Source organism: Streptomyces sp. NBC_00299, from assembly GCF_036173045.1.
GTDB lineage: Bacteria > Actinomycetota > Actinomycetes > Streptomycetales > Streptomycetaceae > Streptomyces > Streptomyces machairae.
The window spans coordinates 5,922,213-5,941,036 of record NZ_CP108039.1 but is presented as its reverse complement, the minus strand read 5'-3'; the positions used below and the strand labels follow the sequence as shown (position 1 = coordinate 5,941,036).

Sequence of the window (18,824 nt, the reverse complement as noted above, 5' to 3'; positions counted from 1 at the left end):
AGCCTCCGAAATGAGCGCAATGTGGATCTTTAGTGTGCGCTCTACTCGACCCAAGGAGGAGACATGCGCAAGCTTCAGAAGGCCGCTGTTGCGGCCGCGATGGTCGGGACTCTGAGCCTCATAGCCACCGGCACCGCCACCGCACTGCCCGCCGACGGCCATGGTCATGGGCATGGGCACTGCAAGTCCCACGACCTGAACATCGACATTCTCGGTCAGGTCGGGGTGCTCCCCGGTCTTGCGGGGAACTTGGTCAACGGTGAGGGCAGCCCGGGCGCGATGTACAACGACGTCGGCTCCGATTGCCACCACTGACCGACGGCTTATCCGTCGCGCAGTTATGCGAAAAAGGGCCACGGTGCCCGGGCCGCAAGCCCGGGCACCGGGCCCTACGTCTTGTTATCACCGGGCGACCCTCCCCGGACCAACGGACCAGTCGCAGGCAACCAAAGTCGCAGCGCCGTAGACCATCGGACGATGACAGGCAGTACGGGCTGTCGTCAGACTGGGCGCTACGCCGTGCCGGTGACCGGACCGGACGCGGGAGATGAGCAGCAGCAGCAGCAGCAGCGGATACACGGACGGACGGGGGGCATGGAGGTTACGGGGGATGCGGGGCGCGCGGCGATGGGGCGGCCCGCCGTCGGCAAGGGCACTGTGCTCGCCGAGTCGGCCTGGCTTCTCACCCTCTTCTGCGTGGGGTGCGGGGCCGTGGTCGGGTGGTTGGTCACTCTTCTGGCGAAGTGGCTCGTGACGTTGGCTTGGGCGCCCCTTCAGGGGCCCGCCGAGCTGTTGACGTCCGTTCCGGAGCCGTGGCTCGGCGTCGGGGGCGTTGGGGTGGGGGCGCTGGTGGGGCTGGTGGTGGGGTTCGTCGCCGTGCACGAGTCGTTGGCGCTGAGTGTCTCCGCCGGTCGTGTCGTCCTCAGGGTCAGGGACTCTTCGCAGGAGTTCGGGCGGGATGAGATCGCCCTGGTGGTGCGGGACGGTAAGCAGCTCGTGCTGCTCGGGGCGGACGGTATGGAGATCGCTCGGGAGGAGTGCGGGCTGTCCTGGCAGCGGGTCGCCGATGCCTTCGCCGAGCATGGCTACCGGTGGGCCGATGAGGATCCGCACCGGGAGGAGTTCCGGCGGTGGGTTCCAGGGATGCCCGGACTGCCCGTCGGGGCGGACGCACTGCTCAGGGCCCGGGCGGCGGCCCGGGAGAAGGACGAGGGTGCCGAGGACGCCAGGGAGCTGCGTGGGGAGCTGCTGCGGCTCGGCGTGGTCGTACGGGACGAGAAGCGGCGGCAGTACTGGCGTATGCCTTAGACGCCTCAGGTGCCTCAGATGCCCCATCCCCCTCAACAGTCCTGAAGCAACGGCGCACCTGGGCCGGAGGGCCGGGGCCGAGCGTCGGCTGGGAGTATTGCGCGGACCACAGAGGAAGAAGGGGGATGAGCATGATCGTGCTCGTCTTGGTCGGCGTTCTCCTGCTCGCCGTCGCAGGGTGCGTGTGTGTCGTGTGGGCGTCTCGGGGCGGACCACGCTGGGTTCGTGGGGTGGCCACCGTGACCCTGGGACTGGGCGAGGTGGTGCGGGTGTTGGGGCGTTCCGGACGTGGGTCGAGGTCCGGCTCGAACTCCGGCTCGGGCGACTGACGCCGTACGGCCGCGAGGCGAGCGCGGGCCGCGCCGACGTGGGTGACGGTCGGCGCGGCCCGCGCGAGGTCAGCCGGTCGTTCTCGTTCTTGTCGATGGCGGGCCGGTTGTCGCCGCCTCCCCCTTGCCCTCCGTCAGGAGCCACTCACGGTTCAGGGCCCCCAGCGGGATCTTCTTCTGGAAGATGGGCGTGCCGAAGATGGTCAGTTGCAGCTGGAGGGAGCCGGTCAGGTCCACGCCGCCGTAGAGGGCGTAGGTGCCGGTGACCGAACCCGTGCCGTCGGAGGAGCCCTCCGCCGATGCCTCGGCGTGGGCGCGGACGTACGGGGCCAGGTCGGCGGTGACGCCCACGGTGCCGTAGAGGCCCACGGTGGCCTCGGCGCCGAGCGCGGCCTTGACGTCGCCGGCCGCGGTGACCGTGGCCTTGAGGGCCTCGCCCGTCATCTCGGACTCGCTGACCGGGGTCCAGCCCTTGGCCCAGGAGAAGGTTCCGCCGACGCGGAAGTCGCCCTTGACGTCCTGTTCGACGTCGACCGTGACTCGGCCGTCCGCGTTCACCTGGATGTAGCACGTGAGGTCCAGGTTGACGACGACGGGGATCGGGCCGACCTGGATCACCGGGTCGGAGTGGAGCTCGGCGAAGGGGATGCGGATCGGCTGCTCGTTGGTCGAGCCGGCGGCGCGGCCCTTCAGGGACCACTTCGAGGCCCAGTCACCCGACAGGCCCAGGAAGGCGCCGCCGGGCGAGGCACCCGTGCCGTCGCCGGAACCGTCGTACGAGAACGCGACCTCCGGCGCGAGCTGCACGAAGCCCTCCACCGAGGCCGCCGCCGACGCCGGGGCGCCCTCGGCCGTGGCGACCGCCGCACCCACGTCGATGCGGAGGCTGCCCAGCGGGAGTTTCGCGCCCTCGGGGCCGAAGTGGAGGTCGCCGGTCTTCGCCCAGGAGACCTTCACGCCCTTCAGGAGGGGCTCGACCTCCATGGCCGACGGGTCCACCGGGACCGTGCCCTTGGCCTTGCTCTCGCCGAGCACGGAGTTGAGCTTCGCCGGTTCCGTGTCGACCGTCGTATCGCCGTCCTCCGTGGCGCCCACGACCTGCGTGACCTCGGCCAGCACGCCGTCGGGGGCGCCGGGAGCCGGGGCGCTGGCAATGAAGTCGCCGACGGATACCGAGGGTTGGGTGGGTGCGGAAGCGGAGGCGGAGGCAGAGGGGCTGGTCGAGGGCTCCGCGGGCGGGGTGGGCGAGAGGCTGGCACTGGTCGACGGGGCGGCCGGCGGCTTCGGCACGGGCGGCGACGAGATGACGGCCCGTCCGGACTTCCTGTCGTACGAGGCGACCTTGAGGGACGACTTCTTCGCCGTGCCTCCCTCACCTCCGTCGGCGACTGCGGTGGGAGTGGCCGTACCGGAAGGGGCCGATACGACGGCGAGTTGTTCCTGGGCCGCGGCGGGGTCCGGGGTCTCGGCCGCCGCCCTGGCCGCCGGGTCGGTCGTGGTCGGGGAGTTGGTCGAGCAGCCCGTGATGAGCACGGCCGCGAGGGTGGCTGCCGTCAGTAGGGCATGCCGCTTGAGCTTGGGTCTGTGCACGCGTGTTCCTCGGGAGCGGGGTATGGGGGTGCGCTTCAGGAGGTGACACATGGGGAGCGGGCACGCCGGTCATCCAGGCGTGCCCGTACGGCCGTTGCCGCGCTGTGCGCAGACGGCGGTTACCCCCCAGTAGTCACGCATGAGCATGCCAGCACCGCGGGGGTGGCACCCGCTTTCTTTTCAGGGGGTGGCGGTGACGTGAGTCACAGCCGATTGCCGGTCGGCTTCCGCAGTCGTTGCCGAGGTTCAACCGCCGGCCTCCGCCCCCTCCCCTCCGGGTGCCCCGGCGAGGTCAGGACTCGTACCAGAACACGCCGTTGAGGCCCTGCTTGGCGATGGTCTGCGCCATCACGTTGCCGTCCAGGGCGTAGCGCCTGTGCTTGTCCGTGAGGAAGAAGTCGAGGGCGGCCACGGGGGTCGTGGCGTCGCATGCCAGGTCGCCGCGGATGCAGAAGCGGGCGACCGGGACGCCCTGGAACTCGTCGGGGCCGGGGCCCGTGGAGGTGAAGCCGAGTGCGCCCAGGCCCTTGGGGACCTTGGCCCACATGCCGGTGCCGGGCTGCTTCGGGTCGGCGTAGAGCTTGCCGTCGACCAGCTCGCGCGGGATGGCGGTGCCGCCGTTCGCGATCGTCTCCAGTACGGCGTCCGCGGCCTGTGCGCCCTGGGAGTAGCCGACGATGGTGAGGCGCGCGGTCGGGTTCTTGCGGTGGGTCTCCTCGGCGGCCGCCAGGAGGTTGCCGTAGCCCTGCGCAACGCTGTTGTCGTAGCTCGGCGCGGTGATGTCCGGGGCGTTCTGGCCGTTGAGCCAGGGGCCGGCGCTGGCCGGGTAGCAGACGGGGACGACCTCGGCGCCCTCCTCCAGGTGCTGGTTGGCGTAGTAGAACGTCCCGGTGCAGGCGGGCGCGGGCTGTGCGGAGCCGGTGCCGCCGAGCTCGATGTAGTAGTGGTCGGGTGCCTCGTCGGCCTGCGCGACGGTGGGAGTGAGGGCGGCGGCGGCCGTCATCGCCGCCGCGATGGCGACGGTCCTGGCGCGGCGGATGAGTCGGTTCGCTTTGGGCATGGGTGTCCCCCTGTGTCCGTGGTGCCGATGAGGTGACGCCGAGGTCGTGACTCCGATGGCGTCGGCCGTCGTGGCTCCTACTGATTGGTGCTGTGGCGCGAGACGCTAGGGAGAGGCGATGAAATCGTCGTGAAAGCCGGGGCGACGACGACGGCGTTGCCGCTACCGATGCCGATCCAGCTATCGATGCCGATCCCGATGGCGTCGGGCCAGGTGATGCTGGAGGCGGGCGTGCCGGAACTGGTAGACCGCCCCTGCCTGGCGCAGCACTCCGCGCTGGTAGGCGTCCTCCAGGAACGTGATCACGGCCCAGGGCAGGCGTCCGGTCAACGGCAGCCAGATCCGGGTGAGGACCAGCCACTGGCCCCAGGCGGTCAGGGTGAGGGCGTATCCGAGGGCGCCGCCGAGGCCGCTGATGATGCCGAGCACGAGGCTGGCGTCGGAGGACCAGACGAGCGGGCCCAGGGGCCCCTGCAGGAGGTCGATCGCCGCACCGCTGCCGAACCCGACCACCGCCCCGAAGGTGGGTGCCCAGACGAGCAGTTGGGTGGTCACCGTGGCGCGGTTGGTGTTGAGGAGGCTGCGTGGGCTGACGACGGAGTCGAGGTCGAGGGGGCTTTCGAGGACACCGAGGAGGCAGAAGGTCAGGCCGGCCCCGGCACTGAACACGACGCCGAAGACGAGTCCGTCGACGAGCCCGATACGCAGGCAGGTCGGGAGTGCGGCTTGCCAGCCGTACGCCTTGACCACGCCCGCCACGAAGCCGTAGGCGAATCCGAAGAACCCTCCGCCCAGTGTGCCGATCAGCAGTCGGGGGCCGGCCCTCCATGCGGTGGACTCCGGTCTGCCGCGGATCTGCAAGCGGACGGCGGACGGCGTTACGTGCTTCCCCTTGACCGAGTACGTCAGCCAGTGCACGAGCCCCAACATGAGGCCGGCGAGGAGCCCGACGGCCGACGCGTCCACGATGGAGCCCAGGAGCATGCCGCCGATGGCGAGACCGGCGGCCCCGTCGACGAGGCCGATCGCCAGGCCGGTCACGAGGGCGGTGACGAGCGTGCGGGTGGAGCGGCTCAGTCCGTTGCCGAGTCGCCACCAGGCGAGGTCGGGGGTTTCCAGCCGGGTCAGGTGGTGGGCGAGGTAGCCGAGCCAGTGCCGGGCGCGTTCCGCGTCGAAGTCCGGGGGCGGCTTGCCGGTCGGGCTCCGGTGGAGTCGGTGGCGGTAGACGGTGGGGATGAAGTTGTCCAGGAGGTGGTCCTCCAACTCCTCCGGGGTGCCGAAGCGTTCGGTGTCGAGGAGTGATGCCGGGTCGTGGTCGGGGGTGTCGCTGTAGATGGTGCGGGCGAGCGCGACCATCAGGGGGGTGGCCAGGACCTCGGCGAGCGGCGAGGTGGGGTCACTTTCCGGTTGCTGGTGGGGCTGGTTCGGGTGCTGGTGCGGCTCGTTCGGCTGCTGGTGCGGCTGGTGGTGTGGCCGCCTGGCCAGTTCGGTCAGTACGGGTCTCCAGGCGTTCGCGGCGGGGTCCGCGCGGTCGGTCTTGCGGGTGGTTCGGGGCAGGTAGTCGGCCAGGTCGTCGAGGGTGAGGTCGGTGAGTTCGATTGCGGCGGCGGCGGTCAGTACGTCGGTCTCGGCGACGGCGGCGGCGTATTCGGCGGGGCGGCTGGTGAGCAGCAGGGGGAGGGTGGTGGCGTTCAGGGCCTCGAGTGCGGGGCGGCGCAGACCGTCGGCCATCTCGTCGAAGCCGTCCAGTACGGGGAGGATGCGGCCGGACTCGACCAGCGCGGAGGCCAGGCTCTCCCGGCCGGGGCCCCGTGCGGCGTAACCCGGGTGATCGCGCGTCAGCTGGCCGGTCAGCCAGTCGCGCAGGGTGAGGGTGGTGGGGTTCCAGGCACCGATGCTGAAGATCACCGGGACGGGTTCCGTGGGGGTGCGCGACTTCAGGTGGTCGAGGACGAAGCGCAGGGCCAGGATCGTCTTGCCCGAACCGGATCTGCCCAGGACGACGAGGCGTCCGGACGGGATGCGCCGGTAGGTGTCGCTGATCTCGTCCAGTTGGCCGTCCAGGTCGAGGGGGTCGGCCGTGCCTCTCGCGGGGAGCCGGAGGATGTTGGCCCAGTGGTCGGTCACTGCCTCGGACGCCGTCCGCCAGCGGACGGGGAGCGGGAACGGGTCCTGGACCTGGCGCTGTTCTTCCTCGCGTTGCCAGCGGGCGGCTACCTGCTTGGCGAGTTGCTCAGCGGGGTCGGGGGGTGTCGAGGAAGGCTCGGTCGGTGGGGCGTACGGGGGGTCGGGGGTGGGGCCGGCGGCGGGCTCGGCGTTGGGGTTGGGGGTGGCGTCGGGGTTGGCGTCAGCATCGGCGTCGGCATCCGTTACGGCCGTAGAACTGGTGCCGGGCTCCTCCTTGGCCCCGTCCTGCTGGTCGCCTTGCTGCTCACTCTGCTGATCGCCCTGTTGGCCGCTCTGTTGGCCGCTCTGTTGGCCGCCGTCCAGGTTCCTGGGGACGGCGGCGCGGAATAGTTGCTCCAGTTCCTCCGGCCGTAGCGGCAACGCCCTGGCCAGCTCCTGCACCGTGGTCATGCGCGGGTTCGTACGGTTGCCGGTCTCCAGGCGGCGGATGGTGCGCTCGCTCACCCCGGAGTTCTCCGCCAGCTCGTCCTGGGTCAGCCCCGCCCGGACCCGCAGCCGTCGCAGCACCTCGCCGAACGCCTCGGACTCGCCTAACTCACCGGCCACAAGTCACGACCCTTCCCCCTGGGATGTCGACTTTTCGCAGGTGAGGGACTCTAGCGCGGCCACCGGCCACATATGACCGCCTCAATGTCCTGTCCACGTTTCCTCCACCACGGCACCTTCGAGAGGACCAACGGGATCGACCGGATCAAGGGCGGCGAGTGCGCAGCAATTGCCGATTGCCGATTGCAGCCAGTGCCTTGCCCGGTCCGGAGAAACGGGGAACCGCCATGCCGACGACGACCGCACCCCAGGGACACCCGAGCGCGACCGCCCTCACCCCGCACGCACTCACCTCACAGGAGCGCGAGCTGCTCTACGCGCTCGGATGCGGCCTGGAGGACGCAGAGATCGCCGACGCGCTCGCGCTGCCCGAGCATGAGGTGGCCGGGCAACTGGGACGCGTCCTGGTGAAGTTGGGGCTGCGGGACCGGACCGCCGCCATCGTGCACGCCTTCGACTGCGGGCTGGTCGTACCGGGACAGGGGCCGCGCAGGCGGGCGGCGGGACGGGGGACGACGGTCCACGCACGGACCGGCCCAGCGGCGCCCGGTACACGGCTCCGGGTCTCCTTGCTCGGCCCGTTGCGGGCCCGGTTCGCCGGGGAGCACGTGGACGTGGGGCCGGTCCGGCAGCAGGCCGTGCTGGCGGCGCTCGCGTTGAGCCCGGGTCGGTCGGTCAGCCGGCAGGAACTGCTGGACGGCGTATGGGGGATGGAGTCGCCCGGCGGGAACGTCGTACCGGTCTACGTCTACCGGCTGCGCAAGGGCCTGCGGCTCGGGGAGTGCCAGGACTCGGTGATCAGGACCGACCGGTACGGCTATCGGCTGGCGCCCGGGGCGGTCGACGTGGACGTGACCTGCATGGAGGAACTCGTCACCGCGGCCGGGGCTGCCGAGCGGGCCGGTGATCCGGCCGAGGCGGTGCGGCTGTGCGGGCGGGCGCTGGATCTGTTCCGTGGTGAGCCGTTGGCCGGACTGCCCGGGCCCCTGGCGGAGTTGGAGCGGCTGCGGCTCGTCGAGCGCCGGGTCGCCCTGGCGCAGCGGAAAGCGCAGTGGCAGCTCAGGCTCGGCCGGGTGGCCGAAGCGACCGCCGGCCTGTCCGAGCTGGCCCTCCAACAGCCACTCAACGAACCCGTCGCCGCACTGCTGATGCACGCCCTGAACCGCGACGGCCGCCGCGCCGAGGCCCTGTCCGTCTTCAACCGCACCGGCCGCCGCCTCGCGGACGAATTGGGGGTGCCCCCGGGGGAACTGCTGTGCCGGGCACGGTGGTCAGTGCTGCGGGGGGAGGGTGGAGGGCGGGGCCGGGACGGTGGAGAGCGGGGCCGGGATGGTGGGGGTCAGGGGCGGGTCGGCACGGGCCAGGGACGGGTCGGCAGGGGGCAGGGGCCGGACGGCACGGGCCAGAGGCCGAACGGCAGGGCTTCCCGCCGTAACGGCACCGCTCCCCGCCGTGGTCAGGCAGGTGCGGCGTGAGCGACGGGAGTCACCGGGACCGTTCCGCGGACAGCGCAGGCGACGACGACCCCTTCCCCACCCGCGCAGGCGACGACCCCTCCGCCGCCCGCCCGGGCAACCCCTCCCCCGCCCGCGCCGCCCAGTTGCTGCTGGCCAGGGTCTCCGAAGCCGCCGGACGGGCCCGGCTCGGCAGGCGGCAGGCCACCTATGGGGCGCCGTTCACCGGACCCGGGGGCTGGGGAGCCGGGCCCGGGGGCCGGGGCGCCGCGGTCGGGGTCGTGCGTCGACTGCTGAGGGTCGGCGGCGGCCCCGCAGGGGCCAGGGCACGTGCGCGGCTGGACCTGTACGAGCGCGGGCTGACCGTCGCCGGCGCCGGGCGGATTCATGTCGTGCGGTACGACAGCACGGTGGTGCGGCGGCGCCGGGTGCTGTCCCCGCAGGGCCTCGCCCGCGCCTACGTACTCGTCGATGTCGACGGTGAGCGGATGGTGCTGCGCTGCGGCGACTTCGGCCACCCGGAGGTGTGGGGCCCGGAGATCCGCCGGGCCGTCACCGACGCCCAGCTGCCGCGGGCCCTGGCCGCGTTGGCCGAGGGGGCGCGGCTCGCGTTCGGCCCCGTGTGGGTCACCAGGGAGGCGGTCGGCTCCCGGGGGGCCTCCCTGCGCTGGGAGCAGGTCCGCCGGATCGAGGTCCTCAACGGGTCCTTCGGGGTGCGCACCGCCGCCGGAAGGTGGCAGGTGTGGGGAACCGTCGCCTCCGGGATCCCGAACCTCTGTGTCCTCCAGGCCCTCGCCGAGCACCTCGCCGCGACCGCGCCGCACCGGCGGGACGACGACAAGCGGAACTGAGCACAGCCCGCCGAGCACACAAATGGTTTGTCCCGTGAAACCGGCCCGTTCTACAGTGAGTTCACTTCGAAGAGACGTTCCCCTGGAAGCAAGCCGCAGAGCGGGAACGTCCCACCTCACTGAGCCACACCGAGCTCACCGAGGTGCCGAAGGGGCGGCAGTCGTCTTTGTCGACCCCTCTTTCGGAGGCCCCTTCATGAACGTCGGTACGAACGTGGGCATCGGCCTGCCCGTCGGCGACCCGGCCGCCCTGCTCACCTGGGCCCGGCGCGCGGACGCCGGTCCCTTCAGCACCCTCGGTCTGCTCGACCGGCTCGTCTACGACAACCCCGAACCGCTGGTCGCACTGGCCCTCCTCGCCGGCGCCACCACGCGCGTCCGCGTCCAGACCGAGGTGCTGCTCGCCCCGCTGCGCGACACCGCCCTGCTGGCCAAGCAGGCCGCCACCCTGGACCGGATGACCGACGGGCGGCTCGTCCTCGGCCTGGGCATCGGCGGCCGGGAGGACGACCACCGCGCCACCGGCACCGACCTGCGCACCCGGGGCCGGCGCCTGGACCAGCAGCTCGCGACAATGTGCCGCCTGTGGCACGGCGATCCCTACGGCGACGGCGTCGGCCCGATCGGCCCGGTGCCCGCCCGCCTCGGCGGCCCGGAGCTGCTCTTCGGCGGCTTCAAGCCGGCCGCCCTCGAACGCGTCGCCCGCTGGGGCAACGGCTTCCTCGCGGCTGCGGCGCCCTCCTGGGCGGGCGGCCTGTTCGACGCCGTCCGCGGGTTCTGGACGGAGTACGGCCGCGACGGCGAACCCCGCCTCGTCGCTCAGGTCAACGTCGCGCTCGGCCCACCGGACGTGCTCGACGACGCCCGCGCCCGCATGCACGCGTACTACGCCTTCACCGGCACGGCCGACCGCATGGTCGACGGCCTCCTCACCACGCCCGCCGAGATCCGCGCCGCACTCACCGCCTTCGCCGACCTGGGCGCCGACGAGGTCATGCTCTACTGCTACGGCCTGGACCCGGACCAGGTGGACCGTCTGGCGGATGTGCTGTGATCCCGGATCTGTGACGCCATGTCACCGAGCCCGTGAGACCACTGTCTGGAGGACATGTGTTCCTGCTGTTCCTGCTGTTCGTCGTCATCGCGGTGATCACCGCGGTCGGGCTCTGCGGCTACGGCGCCCGCACCCTGGCCGACCGGCGCGCACAACGCACGGGCACCCCCGGCTTGCTGCGCGGACTGGCGGCCCTCGCGGGCGCCGGTGCGTTGGCCATGTACGCCTGGGGGCTGCTCGCCGTCACAGGCGCGGTGATGACGGCGGAGGACGGCGGCACCGACTCGTCGCCACCTCGATCCTGCCGTACGGCGGGCTGGTGGGAACGGGCTCAGCAGGGCATCCAGATCGTCGACTACACGATCACGTACGTCCCTCTCGCCTTCGTCTGCGAGACCAGTGACGGCGGGAGTTACGACAACGGCGACGTGCCCGGCTACGTCAACCCGGGCGTCCTGGGCCTCGCCCTCACCGCCGCCGGGTGCGCCATCGGCGCGGGGTACGTGTCGGAGCTGCGGGCCCGGGCCGAGCTGCGGAAGGGGGACGCCGGTTAGCCTCGGAGCATCGAGGCCGGCAGGAGTTGCCGGCTGAAATGGTGGGAGGCAGACATGGCGAAGATCCCCAGCGCGGCGGTCGCCGCAGGCGGGCTCGTCGGCGGTTACGGCGTGGCCCGCTGGACCAGGAAGCGGCAGCTCGGCGGGGCCGTACTGGCCCTCGCCGGGGCCGCGGCCGCGCAGCAGTGGCGGCAGCAGGCGGGCGGGAAGGCCGCCGGCGCGCTGACCGCCGCGTATGTCGCCGCCTTCGCCGGTTCGCACCCGCTGGCCAAGAAGGTGGGCGCCTGGCCCGCCGTGTTCGGCGTGGCGGGGGCGGTGGCCCTGGCGTCGTGGGCGGTGGCGGACCGCCGGGGCTGACCGCCCCGACCCGCGGCCGCTAGGACCGGTGGGTCAGCACATTCACCACCCGCCCGTTCGGATCCCGTACGAAGAACCGCCGTACGCCCCACTCCTCGTCCCGCAGCTCCCGTACGATCTCCGCTCCCGCCGCCCGTACCTGCGCATACACGGCGTCGACGTCCTCGACCTCCACGCTCAGGTCGGGGACGACCGGAGCGGTGCGCTCCGCGGTGAAGAAACTGATCTGGGCGGTGGGGTTGGCGGGGGACGCCAGGGTCATCACCCAGCCCATGTTCATCACCTCCTCGAAGCCGAGCAGGCCGTAGAAGTCCCGGTTGGTCTCCATCTGTTCCTCGGACCCGACCTGGAAGTCGGGCATGATCCTGCGGATCGTCATGGGGTGCGGCTCCTGATCGTCGGCCGGGGTTTCGGCCGGGGTCGTCGGTGGGCCGCGATACCGGCGGCCGGAATTTCTGTTATCCCCGGCAGTGTCACCCCGTCTCCTCACCGTCCCCAGCCCCAGGCACGCGAGGAATGAGCCACGTGACACGACAGATCAGCCGCCGGAGCATGCTCAAGGCCACGGGTGCGACCGCCGGAGCCGTCGGGGCCGCAATGGGCGCCGGCGCCGGAATCGGCATCGGCATCGGTACGACCGCTCTCGCGCCCCCGGCAGCCGCCGCCGGCGCCTCGTTCGCGCACCCCGGCCTCCTGCACACCCGCGCCGACCTGGACCGGATGGCCGCCAAGGTGAAGGCCGGCGCCGCTCCCCACACGGCCGGGTTCGCCAAGCTGACCGCCAACCGGCACGCCCGGAGCGGCTGGACGGCCAACCCGCAGGCGACCGTGGTCCGGGGAGGCGCCGGCCAGAACTACGCGATCCTCTACAACGACATCCACGCCGCCTACCAGAACGCCCTGCGCGGCCACGTCAGCGGCGACAGCGCGCACCTCGACACCGCCGTGGCGATCCTCAACGCCTGGTCGGCCGAGCTGACCACGCTCGCCGGCAACGCCGACCGCTTCCTCGCCGCCGGGATCTACGGCTACCAGATCGCCAACGCCGCCGAACTCGTGCGCGACCACCCCGACTTCGAGCTCGGGCGGTTCCAGGAGATGCTGACCACCGTCTTCGCGCCGCTGAGCGACAGCTTCCTGGTCAAGCACAACGGCGCCGTCATCTCCAACTACTGGACCAACTGGGACCTCACCGCCATGTGCTGCGTCCTGGCGACCGGCGTCCTCTGCGACGACAAGGCCCAAGTCGCCCGCGCGGTCGAGTACTTCAAGCACGGCGAGGGGCTCGGCTCGATCCGCAACGCCATTCCCGTCGTACGCGACGACGGCCTCGCCGAGTGGCTGGAGGCCGGCCGCGACCAGGGACACGCGCTGCTCGGCGTCGGCCTGATGGGCACCTTCTGCGAGATGGCCTGGAACCAGGGCATCGACCTGTACGGCTACGACGACAGCCGCTTCCTCAAGGGCGCCCAGTACGTGGCCAAGTGGGCGATGGGCGGGGAGGTGCCCTTCACCTCGAACACCCGCAGGAAGGGTGCGATCAACGGCTGGTCGGGGTCGGAGACCGTGACCGAGGCCGCGCCCGTCGACCCGGCGATGACCCGCCCGATCTGGGCGATGATCGCCAACCACTACACCAAGCGCCGGGGCCTGCCGGCGTCGTACCTCACCCGGATCGCCGCGAAGGCCTCTCCGGAGGGCGGCGGCGGGGACTACGGGCCCAACAGCGGGGGGTACGACCAACTGGGCTTCGGCACACTGGCGTTCACGCGGGACAAGGTGACGGGGGCGGGGGCGGGCACGGACGGTTCGGCCGGTCCGGCGGCTTCGGGGGCGGCGTCCCCGGCGGCCGGGTCGGGGTCGGGGTCGGATGCCCGGCCGCAGACGGGGGCCACGGCAGCGCCCTCCGCGTCCGCCGCCTCCTCCACCGCCGGCGACCTCGCTGCCACCGGCTCCGACGACGTCATCGGCTGGACCGCCGCCACCGGCATCACCGCCCTCGCCGGCGGCCTGCTCCTGCTGCGGCGCAGGGAGCGGGCCCGGGACGCATCCCAGTAGGGCTCCGACTCCTGTCCCCGGTCGGGCTTCGTCCCTTACGTCTCCGTAGCCCCGGCAGTCCCCGCCCGAGCCGGCTTCGTCACCGCCGTGAGCGGCCGGGCGATGTCCTCCAGCGACCGGCGTTCCGCGCGGACCGCGAGGAACGCCGCCACGAGGCCCGCCAGGCACATCAGCGCCGCGCCGATCTGGAAGGCGAGGACCGTGTCGCCGACCTTGCCCGTCTCGGTGAGGTTGGCGAAGAGCAGGGGGCCGCTGATACCGCCGGCCGCGGTGCCGAGGGCGTAGAAGAAGGCGATGGACATCGCGCGGGTCTCCATCGGGAAGACCTCGGACACCGTGAGGTAGGCGCTCGACGCACCGGCCGACGCGAAGAACAGGACCGCGCACCAGCAGGCCGTCAGTGTGCCGGCGCTGAGCGTGCCCTGGTCGAACAGCCAGGCCGTGCCGAACAGCAGGATGCCCGAGAGCAGGTACGTCGACGAGATCATGATGCGGCGGCCGACCGTGTCGAACAGCCTGCCCAGCAGCAGCGGGCCCATGAAGTTGCCGACCGCGATGACCGCGAAGTAGTAGCCGGTGTTGCCGCTCGGGACGTCGTAGAACGTGGTGAGGATCGCGCCGAAGCCGAAGGTGATGGCGTTGTAGAGGAACGCCTGGCCGATGAACAGGGAGAAGCCGAGGATCGCCCGCCTGCGGTACTTGGAGAAGACCGTGCGGCCGATCTCCACGAACGTCACGCTGCGGCGCTGGCGGATGGTGAGCTCGCCTTCGGCGCGCGGCAGCGACTCGCCCCGCTCGGCCTCCACCCGTTCCTCGATGGAGGACACGATCCGTTCCGCCTCGTCGTCGCGGCCGTGGATCAGCAGCCAGCGTGGGCTCTCCGGGACGTGCCTCCGGACCAGGAGGATGACCAGGGCGAGGACGGCGCCGAGCGCGAACGTCAGCCGCCAGCCGACGTCCGCCGGGAAGATCGCCGTGTCCAGCGCGACGATCGACAGCAGCGAGCCGCCGACCGCGCCCAGCCAGAAGCTGCCGTTGATCATCAGGTCGACGCGGCCGCGGTACTGCGCGGGGATCAGCTCGTCGATCGCGGAGTTGATCGCCGCGTACTCGCCGCCGATGCCGAAGCCGGTCAGGAAGCGGAACAGGAAGAACCACCAGGTGTGGAAGGAGACCGCGGTCAGCGCCGTCGCCGCCAGGTAGACCGCCAGCGTGATCATGAACAGCTTCTTGCGGCCCCACCGGTCGGTCAGGCGGCCCCAGAACAGGGCGCCCAGGCAGGCACCGGCCACATACAGCGCGGCGGCCAGGCCGGTGACCTGGCCGGAGGTGATCGGCAGTCCGCTGCCGGGCTCGGACAGGCGCGGCGCGATGTTGCCGACGACCGTGACTTCCAGGCCGTCCAGGATCCACACGGTGCCGAGACCGATCACGATCGTCCAGTGCCAGCGTGACCACGGGAGGCGGTCCAGGCGGGCGGGGATGTCGGTCGTGACGGTACGGCCGGTCTCGGCTTCTGCGGTGGTCATGGGCTCCCTCCCCATCGAGCGGAACCCGAGCCGAGTGCCCTGAAGGGGGCGGGTCTACGCCACCCGGACCCTGGAGCGGGTCTACGCCCCCAGGGCCCGCGACACCGTGTAGATCACCAGGCCGGCGAGCGAGCCGACCACCGTGCCGTTGATCCGGATGAACTGCAGATCGCGTCCGATGTGCGCCTCGATCTTCTTCGTCGTGTGCTCGGCGTCCCAGCTCGCCACGGTGTCCGTGATCAGGGACGTGATCTCCTTGCGGTAGGTGGTGACGACGTACACCGCCGCGCCCTCGACCCAGCCGTCGACCTTGGCCTGCAGCCGCGGCTCGACCGCCATCCGCGAGCCCAGCGACAGCAGCGAGGCCCGCACGCGCAGGCGCAGCTCGCTGCGCTCGTCCTCGGCCGCCGAGACGATCATCGACCGTACGGCGGTCCACGCCGACGCGATCAGGTCCTGGACCTCGCCGCGCCCCAGCACCTCGCCCTTGAGCCGCTCGACACGCGCGCGTGTGTCCGTGTCGGACTGGAGGTCGGAGGCGAAGTCGGTGAGGAAGCGGTCGAGGGCGGCACGGGCCGGGTGGGAGGGCATGTCGCGCATCTCGGTGACGAAGCGCAGCAGTTCCTTGTAGACGCGCTCGCCGACCCGCTTGTCGACGAACCTCGGGGTCCAGCCGGGGGCGCCGCCCTGCACCGCGTCCATGATCTCCTCGTCGTGCAGGATCAGCCAGTGCTGGGCCCGCGCGACGATCAGGTCGACGGCACGCTTGTGGCCGCCGTCCGCGACGATCTTGTCCAGCATCTTCCCTATGCCGGGCGCGATCTCCTGGGCGTCGGCCCGACGGGTGATCGCCTCCCCCACCACCGCCTGGACGTCCGAGTCGCGCATGACCGCCAGGGCGCCTCTGAGCGCCGCCGACAGCTCGGCCGTCACGCGGTCCGCGTGCTCCGGGTCCGCCAGCCACACCCCCAGCCGGCTGCCGATGCCGACCGCGCGCAGGCGCTGGCGTACGACGTCCTCGGAGAGGAAGTTCTCCCCGACGAACTCGCCCAGCGAGACGCCCAGCTGGTCCTTCTTGTTGGGGATGATCGCGGTGTGCGGGATGGGGATGCCGAGCGGGTACCGGAACAGGGCCGTGACCGCGAACCAGTCCGCGAGCGCGCCGACCATGCCGGCCTCGGCGGCCGCCGCGACGTAGTTCGCCCACTCTCCGGCGCCCTGGTGCGACGCCACCTTGGCGAGGACGTACACCAGTGCCACGAACAGCAGCAGGCCGGTCGCGGTGAGCTTCATGCGCCGTACGCCGCGCTGCTTCTCCTCGTCGGCGGCGGTGAACGTCGTCATCGCACGTACGGCCGATGCGGGGACGCGCCGGTTACCGGCAGCGCCCGGCCGGGCATGCTGCTCTACGTCACGCGTTCCCGTTTCTTCCGGATTCGTACGTTCCATTCCGCTCCACCCGTCCAGGATCCCCCGTACTCATTGTCCCTACCTGACCGACTCCTGGAACGAAACAAGAGTTCCCGGCGTCTGTTCCGTGGGGGGAGGTCGATGACGAACTCCGGATGAACGCCGGCGGCCCAATGGGGGGTCCGTGCAACTCCCCTCCGCCTTATGACGCATCATGAGGTGATCACATCGGAGCCTCGGGCTCCCATTCCGCCCGAGGAGACACGCACCGCATGACCAGGCGTAACGGTTATGCCTTGCTCGCCGCGATCGTCACCCTGATCGTCACGCTTTCCGCGGCCATATACGTCGGAGTCGCCTCCGACGACGGCAGCGCCACCAGCAAGAGCACCCCCACCAACGAAGGCGCCCCTCGGGGCCCCGCCGCCCCGGCCTCCACCGGCATCTGGGTCGGCGCCTGGTCGACCTCCCCGGTCGGCTCCGAGCCCGGCACCGAGATAGAAGGCCTCGCGGGCCGCTCGGTGCGCAACGTCGTGCACACCAGCGTCGGCGGTACGAGTGCCCGGATCACGCTGTCCAACCTCTACGGCCAGTCCGCGCTGACCATCACGCACGCCTCCGTCGCCGTGGCCGCCGGCACCGGGACCGCGGCGGCGATCGTGGACACCATGCGCCGGCTGACCTTCGGCGGGAACACCACGGTCGTCATCCCGCCCGGGCAGCAGGTGCTGAGCGACGCCGTGCGCATCGCCGTCCCGGCGGACACCGACATCCTTGTCACCACCTACTCCCCCACCCCGTCCGGCCCGGTGACCTACCACCCGCACGCGCGCCAGATCAGCTACGTCGCCGAGGGTGACGTCACCGAGGACGCGACCGGCGTGGCGTACACCGGGCAGGTCGGCTCCTGGCGCTACCTGACCGCGCTGGACGTCCTCAGCAACGAGTCCCACGGCACCGTCGTGGTCTTCGGCGACTCGCTGACCGACGGCATCACGTCCACCGAGAACGCCAACCGGCGCTGGACGGACGCCCTCTCGCGCCGGCTGCGTGCGGCGATCACGGCCCGCCAGGACGTGCCGCGCTACAGCGTCGTCAACCAGGGCATCAGCGGCAACCAGATCCTCGTCAGCGGCACCGGGCGCCCCGCGAACAACGAGGCCGGACTCACCCGCTTCGGCCGCGACGTCCTCGCCCGTACGAACGTCAAGGTCGTCGTCATCGACCTCGGCGTCAACGACATCCTGCGCAACCCCAGGCTCGCCGACCCCGACCGCATCCTCGACGGCCTGCGCGCCCTGGTCCGCCAGGCCCACGCACGCGGCATCAAGGTCGTCGGCGCCACCCTGATGCCCTTCCAGGGCCACCGCGGCTACACCGACGCCCGCGAGAACGTGCGCCAGCAGATCAACGCCGAGATCCGCAGCGGCCGGGTCTTCGACGCGGTCGCCGACTTCGACGAGGCCCTGCGGGACCCGTACAACCCCCGCAAGTTCCGCCCCGACTACGACTCCGGCGACCACCTCCACCCCAGCGACAAGGGCTACGACCGCATGGGAGAGGCCTTCAACCTGGAGGACCTGAGGGGCGCGGCTCCGGCGAAGCTGTAGGGGCAAGCCCTCGGCCGGCTGCGGACAGTCGCGCCGCCCGGGCGACGCCCCTCCCGAGAAGCCTGGAGCTCAGTCCTCGTCCCGCTCCCGCGACCGCCTGCCGCGGTCCCGGCGGTCGCCGTGCGCATGCCGCCACATGTCCCGGTGCTCGTCGAGCATCTCGTGGTGCGCCTCGTACTGCTCGTCCCGGATCGACGCCCGCAGCTCCCGCTGCTGTTCCCGTCGCGCCAGCTTCTCCCGCCGGCGCTCCTCGCGGAGCTCCTGGCGCTGTTCCCGCGTGCGCTTGCGCTCGACCCCCACGCCGCCCCAGAAGGCGAACCCGGTCACGATCACGCGCGGGGCGCCCGGATCCCCCGGCACGCCCTCCTCGCGGTGGTCGAACCCGCCCATGATCCCGATCCCCCGCACGACGACCTCGACGCCTGGCGGCACGGTCACCTGCATCCCGCCCATGATCGCGATGCAGTTGATCACGACCTCGCGGTCCGCGAAGTTGGCCTCGCGCAGATCGATCTCCCCGCCGCCCCAGAAGGCGAAGCAGTTGAACCGCCGGGGCACGGTCCACCGCCCCTTGCGCTGGAACCCGGACATGACGGCGACACCCCCCGTCGACGACCCCTCGCCGCCGACGATCCGGTCCGCCCAACTCCCGTCCGGCACCCCGGACTTCTTGACCATGTCGACCTTGGGAACGGCCACCGCGCCGACGGGCAGATCCCGGGTCAGCGGCGCCAGCTCCCCGTACGTACGCGCCCTGTACGTGGCATCCAGGCGTTCCTCGAACTCCTCCATGTCGAGACGCCCCTCCGCGACGGCGTCCCTCAGTACCTCGGCGACTCGTTCACGATCTGCGTCGGAGGCACGAAGCTCCGGGACGTCGTCGGTCATGCAAGCAGCCTACGAGCAACCCCGCCCGGGGGCTACGAG

At 71.6% G+C, this 18,824-nt stretch carries 16 protein-coding genes; 9 read left to right on the top strand and 7 right to left on the bottom strand.

The window, feature by feature from the left end; genetic code table 11:
• The first annotated feature begins 63 nt into the window (after positions 1–63).
• A complete protein-coding gene (locus OHT51_RS26420; protein ID WP_328881396.1) occupies positions 64–315 on the top strand; it encodes a hypothetical protein in 252 nt (83 codons plus the stop codon).
• Between the two features lie 162 nt (positions 316–477).
• A complete protein-coding gene (locus OHT51_RS26415) occupies positions 478–1,308 on the top strand; it encodes a YqeB family protein (RefSeq protein ID WP_328881395.1) in 831 nt (276 codons plus the stop codon).
• A 398-nt stretch (positions 1,309–1,706) separates the two neighbouring features.
• Here the strand turns inward: OHT51_RS26415 and OHT51_RS26405 are convergent, their stop codons facing one another.
• The 3 genes from OHT51_RS26405 to OHT51_RS26395 form a co-directional block, all read right to left on the bottom strand.
• A complete protein-coding gene (locus tag OHT51_RS26405; protein ID WP_443052557.1) occupies positions 1,707–3,278 on the bottom strand; it encodes a hypothetical protein in 1,572 nt (523 codons plus the stop codon).
• A gap of 241 nt (positions 3,279–3,519) precedes the next feature.
• Positions 3,520–4,287 carry a PE-PPE domain-containing protein gene (locus OHT51_RS26400; RefSeq protein ID WP_328881392.1) on the bottom strand — a complete coding sequence of 256 codons (768 nt, stop codon included), beginning with the start codon at positions 4,285–4,287 and terminating at the stop codon, positions 3,520–3,522.
• 180 nt (positions 4,288–4,467) lie between these two features.
• Positions 4,468–7,020 carry a helix-turn-helix domain-containing protein gene (locus OHT51_RS26395; protein ID WP_328881391.1) on the bottom strand — a complete coding sequence of 851 codons (2,553 nt, stop codon included), beginning with the start codon at positions 7,018–7,020 and terminating at the stop codon, positions 4,468–4,470.
• Between the two features lie 227 nt (positions 7,021–7,247).
• On the opposite strand from OHT51_RS26395, the gene OHT51_RS26390 reads away from it, so the two are divergent.
• The 5 genes from OHT51_RS26390 (at position 7,248) to OHT51_RS26370 (ending at position 11,290) form a co-directional block, all read left to right on the top strand.
• A complete protein-coding gene (locus OHT51_RS26390) occupies positions 7,248–8,495 on the top strand; it encodes a BTAD domain-containing putative transcriptional regulator (RefSeq protein WP_328881390.1) in 1,248 nt (415 codons plus the stop codon).
• On the top strand, positions 8,492–9,325 hold the full coding sequence (locus tag OHT51_RS26385) for a DUF6585 family protein (RefSeq protein ID WP_328881389.1): 834 nt from the start codon (positions 8,492–8,494) through the stop codon (positions 9,323–9,325). Before OHT51_RS26390 ends, OHT51_RS26385 begins: the two co-directional genes overlap by 4 nt.
• Positions 9,326–9,521: 196 nt before the next feature.
• Positions 9,522–10,379, top strand: a complete 858-nt coding sequence (locus OHT51_RS26380) for an LLM class flavin-dependent oxidoreductase (protein ID WP_328881388.1) — start codon at positions 9,522–9,524, stop codon at positions 10,377–10,379.
• A 56-nt stretch (positions 10,380–10,435) separates the two neighbouring features.
• Entirely contained in the window at positions 10,436–10,933 is a 498-nt protein-coding gene (locus OHT51_RS26375) for a hypothetical protein (protein WP_328881387.1), read from the top strand.
• 54 nt (positions 10,934–10,987) lie between these two features.
• Positions 10,988–11,290, top strand: coding sequence for a hypothetical protein (locus tag OHT51_RS26370; protein ID WP_328881386.1), 303 nt, complete (start codon positions 10,988–10,990; stop codon positions 11,288–11,290).
• A 19-nt stretch (positions 11,291–11,309) separates the two neighbouring features.
• Here OHT51_RS26370 and OHT51_RS26365 read toward each other — a convergent pair whose 3' ends face one another.
• The gene (locus OHT51_RS26365) at positions 11,310–11,669 is read right to left on the bottom strand and encodes a VOC family protein (RefSeq protein ID WP_328881385.1); all 360 of its coding nucleotides are present in this window, start codon (positions 11,667–11,669) and stop codon (positions 11,310–11,312) included.
• Positions 11,670–11,842: 173 nt separating this feature from the next.
• Here OHT51_RS26365 and OHT51_RS26360 point away from each other — a divergent pair, with 173 nt between their 5' ends.
• Positions 11,843–13,348: an alginate lyase family protein gene (locus OHT51_RS26360; protein ID WP_443052735.1), complete on the top strand. Its 1,506-nt coding sequence runs from the start codon at positions 11,843–11,845 to the stop codon at positions 13,346–13,348.
• A gap of 35 nt (positions 13,349–13,383) precedes the next feature.
• Here OHT51_RS26360 and OHT51_RS26355 read toward each other — a convergent pair whose 3' ends face one another.
• Both OHT51_RS26355 and OHT51_RS26350 read right to left on the bottom strand, forming a co-directional pair.
• Positions 13,384–14,877 (bottom strand): MFS transporter, encoded by a 1,494-nt coding sequence (locus OHT51_RS26355; RefSeq protein WP_328881383.1) that lies wholly within the window; start codon positions 14,875–14,877, stop codon positions 13,384–13,386.
• An 81-nt stretch (positions 14,878–14,958) separates the two neighbouring features.
• Positions 14,959–16,326, bottom strand: a complete 1,368-nt coding sequence (locus tag OHT51_RS26350) for a DUF445 domain-containing protein (protein ID WP_328881382.1) — start codon at positions 16,324–16,326, stop codon at positions 14,959–14,961.
• Between the two features lie 233 nt (positions 16,327–16,559).
• On the opposite strand from OHT51_RS26350, the gene OHT51_RS26345 reads away from it, so the two are divergent.
• Complete coding sequence (locus OHT51_RS26345) at positions 16,560–17,897, top strand: SGNH/GDSL hydrolase family protein (RefSeq protein ID WP_328881381.1); 1,338 nt, start codon at positions 16,560–16,562, stop codon at positions 17,895–17,897.
• A 69-nt stretch (positions 17,898–17,966) separates the two neighbouring features.
• Here OHT51_RS26345 and OHT51_RS26340 read toward each other — a convergent pair whose 3' ends face one another.
• Positions 17,967–18,785, bottom strand: coding sequence for a DUF1707 SHOCT-like domain-containing protein (locus OHT51_RS26340; RefSeq protein WP_328881380.1), 819 nt, complete (start codon positions 18,783–18,785; stop codon positions 17,967–17,969).
• Between the last annotated feature and the right edge of the window lie 39 nt (positions 18,786–18,824).